General features: G+C 76.2%; 6 protein-coding genes. 3 read left to right on the top strand and 3 right to left on the bottom strand.

Annotated features, from left to right (window positions below):
• Window positions 1–42 precede the first annotated feature (42 nt).
• Complete coding sequence (locus MHY85_RS19785; RefSeq protein WP_239199883.1) at window positions 43–690, bottom strand: heme-copper oxidase subunit III; 648 nt, start codon at window positions 688–690, stop codon at window positions 43–45.
• Window positions 691–877: 187 nt separating this feature from the next.
• On the opposite strand from MHY85_RS19785, the gene MHY85_RS19780 reads away from it, so the two are divergent.
• The 3 genes from MHY85_RS19780 (at window position 878) to MHY85_RS19770 (ending at window position 3,368) form a co-directional block, all read left to right on the top strand.
• Window positions 878–1,300, top strand: a complete 423-nt coding sequence (locus MHY85_RS19780; RefSeq protein WP_158374998.1) for a two-component system response regulator — start codon at window positions 878–880, stop codon at window positions 1,298–1,300.
• Window positions 1,297–2,349 carry an anthranilate phosphoribosyltransferase gene (trpD, locus tag MHY85_RS19775; RefSeq protein WP_239199880.1) on the top strand — a complete coding sequence of 351 codons (1,053 nt, stop codon included), beginning with the start codon at window positions 1,297–1,299 and terminating at the stop codon, window positions 2,347–2,349. The genes MHY85_RS19780 and trpD overlap by 4 nt, the downstream gene beginning before the upstream one ends.
• A gap of 167 nt (window positions 2,350–2,516) precedes the next feature.
• Window positions 2,517–3,368 carry a phosphotransferase gene (locus MHY85_RS19770; RefSeq protein WP_239199877.1) on the top strand — a complete coding sequence of 284 codons (852 nt, stop codon included), beginning with the start codon at window positions 2,517–2,519 and terminating at the stop codon, window positions 3,366–3,368.
• A gap of 161 nt (window positions 3,369–3,529) precedes the next feature.
• Here MHY85_RS19770 and MHY85_RS19765 read toward each other — a convergent pair whose 3' ends face one another.
• Both MHY85_RS19765 and MHY85_RS19760 read right to left on the bottom strand, forming a co-directional pair.
• Complete coding sequence (locus MHY85_RS19765) at window positions 3,530–3,811, bottom strand: Lrp/AsnC family transcriptional regulator (protein ID WP_217613898.1); 282 nt, start codon at window positions 3,809–3,811, stop codon at window positions 3,530–3,532.
• A gap of 7 nt (window positions 3,812–3,818) precedes the next feature.
• On the bottom strand, window positions 3,819–5,882 hold the full coding sequence (locus MHY85_RS19760; protein WP_239199874.1) for a DEDD exonuclease domain-containing protein: 2,064 nt from the start codon (window positions 5,880–5,882) through the stop codon (window positions 3,819–3,821).
• Window positions 5,883–5,931 lie beyond the last annotated feature (49 nt).

Raw genomic sequence — 5,931 nt, 5'->3', positions numbered from 1 at the left:
GGATGTGCGGGGGGAGCGCGGGGGGCGTCTGGTGCGGGCTGGTCACTTGATGAGGTAGATGGTCGCGAACAGCGCGATCCACACCACGTCGACGAAGTGCCAGTAGTAGGAGGTCACGATGGCGGTGGTCGCCTCGTGGTGGCCGAACCGCTTGGCGGTGAAGGAGCGGCCCAGCAGGAACAGGAAGGCGATCAGGCCGCCGACGACGTGCAGGCCGTGGAAGCCGGTGGTCAGGTAGAAGACCGAGCCGTACGGGCTGGACGAGATCGTGAGGCCCTCGTGGACCAGCTCGGCGTACTCGAAGACCTGCCCGCCGATGAAGAAGGCGCCCATGATGTAGGTGAGCGTCATCCACTCGTTCATGCCCCAGCCGCGCACGTTCAGCAGCGAGCCGGAGCGCACGGGCTGGAACCGCTCGGCGGCCCAGACGCCCATCTGGCAGGTGACCGACGACAGCAGCAGCACCGTCGTGTTGACCGCCGCGAACGTGACGTTGAGCTTCTCGGTCTGCACCGCCCACTCCTCCGGCACCGTCGCCCGGAGGGTGAAGTACATCGCGAACAGGCCCGCGAAGAACATGAGCTCCGAGGCCAGCCACACGATCGTCCCGACCGACACGGGGTTCGGTCGGTTGACGCTCACGTGGGGAGCGGAGGCGGGGGCAGCCGTTGCGGTCGTCACGCGTGTCAGTATGGCCGAAAACCGCTGTGCATGGGTCCTTAGTCCCCGCACGTCGCCGAGGTTTCTGTCACACCGTCACCTCGTTCCGCGTGTTCGCGGGCAGGTCGGAGCGTCGCGACCGGCGTGTCGGTGGTCGTGCCAAGATGCAGGGCAGGGACGCGCGCGACACGTCCCCCCGCACGAGCGAAGGACCACCATGGCCGCTGACGCCACTCCCGCCGCGCCCGCCGAGGGCCCGCGCATCCTGCTGTACAGCGACGACGTCGACACGCGCGCGCAGGTGCGCCTGGGCGTCGGCCGCCGGCTGGGCCGCGGCGCGCCGGACATCCGGTGGAGCGAGGTCGCCACCCCGCAGGCGGCGCTGGAGCAGGCGGAGACCGGGACCTACGACCTGCTCGTCCTCGACGGCGAGGCCGCCAAGGTCGGCGGCATGGCCCTCGCGCGCCAGGTCAAGGACGAGGTGTTCCGCTGCCCGCCCGTGCTCGTGCTCACCGGCCGACCGCAGGACGCCTGGCTGGCCGCCTGGTCCGACGCCGACGCGGTCGTCTCCCAGCCCCTCGACCCGGTCGAGCTGCACGACGCCGTCGTGGGCCTGCTCGCCCGGACCCCCGCGGCATGACCGAGCAGGTCACCTGGTCCGACCTGCTCACCACGCTCGTCGAGGGCCGGGACCTCGACGAGGCCCAGACCGCGTGGGCGATGGACGAGATCATGTCCGGGTCGGCCTCGCCCGCGCGCATCGCCGGCTTCCTCACCGCCCTGCGGGCCAAGGGGGAGACCGTCGCGGAGCTGACCGCGCTGGCCGACACGATGCTCGCGCACGCCCTGCGGTTCTCGGTCCCGGGGCGCTCCGTCGACATCGTGGGGACCGGGGGCGACCGCGCGCACACCGTGAACGTGTCGACCATGGCGTCCGTCGTCGTCGCGGGCACGGGCGTGCGGGTGGTCAAGCACGGCAACCGCGCCGCCTCGTCCTCCTCCGGGTCGGCCGACGTCCTCGAGGCGCTCGGCATCCGGCTCGACCAGACCCCCGAGCGCGTCGCGCAGCTCGCGACCGAGGTCGGCATCACGTTCTGCTTCGCCCTGACCTTCCACCCGGCGATGCGGCACGTGGCCGTCGCGCGGCGGGACCTCGGCATCAAGACGGTGTTCAACTTCCTCGGGCCCCTGACCAACCCGGCGCAGCCCGCCGCCGCGGCGATCGGCGTCGCGGACGCCCGGATGGCCGGCCTGGTCGCGGGCGTGCTCGCGCGGCGCGGGACCGAGGCGCTGGTGTTCCGCGGCGACGACGGCCTGGACGAGCTCGCGCCCACCGGGACGTCGCACGTGTGGCACGTGACCGGCGGCGCGGTCGCCGAGCACGTCCTCGACCCCGTGGCCGAGCTCGGGCTCGCGCCGGTGACGGTCGCGGACCTGCGGGGCGCGGACGCGGCGTTCAACGCCGGCGTGGCCCGGGACGTGCTGGCCGGGGAGCGCGTGGCGTCGCGGGAGACGGTGCTGCTCAACGCCGCGGCGGCGCTGGTCGCCGACGGCAGCCTGCCGGGGACCGGCGCGGACGGGGGCGACCTCGTCGCGCGGCTGCGCGCGGGGCTGTCGCACGCGGCGGCGGCCGTGGACTCGGGCGCGGCGGCGGCCGTCCTGGAGCGCTGGCGCGCGGCCTCGGCCTGAAGCCCCCGCTGACCGCAGACCGCTGACCGCGCCGAGTGGGCAACCGACACGTCGAGAGTGCATCCGCCGGATGCCCTCTCGACGTGTCGAGTACCCCCTCGGTGAGCGGACGCGGGACGCAGGGGGTCACGGGCCGACCGGAGCGGGGCGGGCGATAGCGTGCGGGCATGACCTCGGGGTTCGACGCGCTCGACGCGCGGCAGCGTTCGCTCGTCGAGGGCTGGCTCCCGGGGGCCGTCGTCGAGGCGCACCTCGGGTGGGGCCTGATCGCGACCACGGTCTTGCGGGTGCGGGCCGCCGACGGCGGGCTGTGCGTCGTCAAGGCGGGCGGGCCGTCCGACCACCACATCGCGCGGGAGATCCGGGCGCACCTGTCCTGGCTCGCGCCCTGGGTGCGTGCGGGCAGGGCGCCGGCGCTGCTGCACCACGACGCGGACGCCCGCGTGCTGGTGACCCGGTGGCTGCCCGGCCGGCTCGTGCTGGACGACCCCGCGGCCGACGATCCGGAGGTCTACGCCCAGGCCGGGCGGCTGCTCGCCCAGCTGCACGCGGTCGAGGCGCGGCTCGACGACGGGTACGAGGCGCGCGAGAACGCGCGGATGCGGCGCTGGCTCGGCTCCGCGCACCGGATCCCCGCGGCGGACGCCGCCCGGCTTTCGGCGATGGCGGACGGCTGGCCGGAGCCGCCCGCGGTGCTGGTCCCGACGCACGGCGACTGGCAGCCGCGGAACTGGCTCGTGCACGACGGCGAGGTCCGCGCGATCGACCTGGGCCGCGCCGACCTGCGGCCCGCCGCGACCGACCTGGCGCGGCTCGCGGCGCGGGACTTCCGGCGCGACCCCGCGCTGGAGGCGGCGTTCCTCGACGGGTACGGCGGCGATCCGCGCGACCCCGGCTCCTGGGCGCGGACGCGGGTGCGGGAGGCGGTGGCCACGGCGGCGTGGGCGCACCAGGTCGGGGACGAGGCGTTCGAGCGCGAGGGCCTGGCGCTGGTCGCGGAGGCCCTGGCCGGGGCGTGACGGCCCGCGCGCTCCGCCGGGCTCGGCCGCCGGCCGCCGCGTCCCCGGTGCCGTCTGTCGCCGACGGGGCAACGGACGCGTCGAGCGAGCACCCGCCGGCTGCTCGCTCGACCCGTCGACCACCCCCCCGGCGTCCGGGCCGGGGCGCGGGCGCCGCGCGGTCAGTCCTCGATGCCGAGGGCGAAGGCCTGCTCGAGGTCGTGCTGCGAGTAGGTGCGGAACGCGATGAACGTCTGCGTGCGCACGACGCCGTCCACCTTGCTGACCTTGTCCGCGATGATGTCGGCCAGCTCCTCGTGCTCGCGGACGCGCACCATGGCGATCAGGTCGACGCCGCCGGTGACGGAGTACACCTCGCTCACGCCCGGGATGTTGGCGATGGCGGCGGCGGCCTCGGGGATGCGGTCGGCGTCGGTGTCGATGTGCACGATGGCGGTCAGCATGAGGCCATCATGCCGCGCCGACGGCCCCCGCGGCGGGGTCCTCGGGCCCGTGCGTCGTGTGCCGGGTCCGCCCCGGGGCGCGCAGGTCGGACGCGCGCGAGAGCCCCGGCACGCCGCCGAGCCCCGACGACCCGCCGAGCCCCGACGCCGAGCCGACACCGGGCGACCCGCCGAGCCCCGACGACCCGCCGAGCCCGAAGCCGGCGCCCGCCTCGGCGGCCTCGGCCGCGAACCGGGCGTCCCGCTCCTGCCAGCCCCGCGTCGCGGCCCCCTCCGCGCCGTCCTCAGCCACCGCGTCCACGGCCTCGCCCAGCGCCGCGGCCGCCTCCCGCCGGGCCGCGACGGCGTCGGCCGGGTCGGTGCGCGCCTGCGCCGAGCGCACGGGATAGGCCCACGGCTCGCTCACGCTGACGATCCGCACCCCCGGACGCCCGAGCCAGGCGAGCACGAGGTCGGCCTCCTCCGGGTGCCCCGCGGGTGCGGGGACCACGGGCGCGGGGACGTGCTCGCCGGTGACGCGCAGCGACTCGACGGCGGGCATCGGGTCGCTGCCGCGCGGCACCAGCGCCGTCCCGGCGAGCCGTCCGTGCCGGACGAGCACGACCTCCCAGCCGCCCGAGTCGGTGCGCCGGGCCGCGACGAGCTCCGCGCACGCCGCGAGCGGCGCCAGGCGCTGGGACCGCGCCGAGCCGCGCAGGAACGCCGCGAGCCGGTCGCGCACCGTCACCGCCTCCTCGAACCGCTCCCGGCCGACGAGCGCGTCGATCCGGGCGGTGTGGGCCCCGACGACGGCGGCGGGGTCGGCCAGCATCGCGCGGCGGACCTCGTCGACCGTCGCGGCGTACTCGGCGGCCGCCTCCGGGCGGACGCACGGCGCGGGGCAGCGGCCGATCTCGGCGAGGTGGCACGCGCTGGCCCCCGGGGCCGGGACCAGCGGCAGCCGCCCGGTGCACCGCCGGATCGCGAACGCGTCGTGCAGGGCCTCGACCGCGGACTGCGCCGCGGCGCGCGACGCGAACGGCCCGATGTGGGTGGCGTCGTCCCGGACCTCCCGGACGACCGACAGCCGGGGGAACGCCTCGGCGGTCAGGCGGACCCAGGGCATGCGCTCGGGGGACCGCGACCGGCGGTTGTACCGGGGGTTGTGCTCGGCGATCAGCCGGAGCTCGCGGACCTGCGCCTCCAGCGGCGTCGCGCACACGACGGGCGTGACGGCCTGGGCGATGCGGACCATCTCCCGCATCCGGGACCGCTTCTCCGCGGCGGTGAAGTACGAGCGGACGCGCTTGCGCAGCGAGGTCGACGTCCCGACGTACAGCACCTCGTCCTTCGGCCCGCGGAACAGGTAGACACCCGGCAGGTCCGGGAGCCCGTCGGCGAGCGTGCGCTTGCGCCGCACGTCTGCCGGCACGGCGTCGGCGGCCGTCGCCAGGTCCTCCAGGTGCGTGATGCCGAGCGGCGCGAGCCGCCCGAGCAGGGCGTGCAGCACGTCGACGGTGGCGCGGGCGTCGGCGAGCGCGCGGTGCTCCGGCGTCGTCGTCGCGCGGAACAGGCCGGCCAGCGTGCTCAGCTTGTGGTTCGGCGCCTCGTCCCGGGTGACGACCCGGCGCGCGAGCCGGACGGTGTCGACGACGGCGAACCCCGGCCACGCGTGCCCGGTCTCCGCGGCGGCGGCCTTGAGGAAGCCGACGTCGAACGGCGCGTTGTGCGCGACGAGGACGGAGCCCCGGGCGAACTCGAGGAACGACGGCAGCACCTCGGCGATCCTCGGGGCCCCGACCACCATCGCGGTGGTGATCCCGGTGAGCACCTGGATCTGCGCGGGCACCGGTCCGCCCGGGTCCACGAGCGTCTGGAACTCGCCCAGCACCTCGCCGCCCCGGACCTTGACCGCGCCGATCTCGGTGATGGCGGACGCTCCCGGCGCGGCCCCGGTGGTCTCGAGGTCGACGACGACGAACGTGACGTCGTGCAGCGGCGTGCCGATGTCGTCGAGCGTCACCTGCACGGGCCGGCCGGTCTGCGGCGCCGCGAGGTCGGGGCGGGGCGGGACGGGGGACCGGTGGACCATGCGCCGCACGCTAGCCGCGCCCTCCGACACGCCCCCCGCGGTCCCGGCC

The sequence above is a fragment of the Cellulomonas sp. ACRRI genome (assembly GCF_022346185.1).
In the GTDB taxonomy this organism is placed as follows: Bacteria; Actinomycetota; Actinomycetes; order Actinomycetales; family Cellulomonadaceae; genus Cellulomonas.
This window is presented reverse-complemented; position numbering and strand designations above follow the sequence as displayed.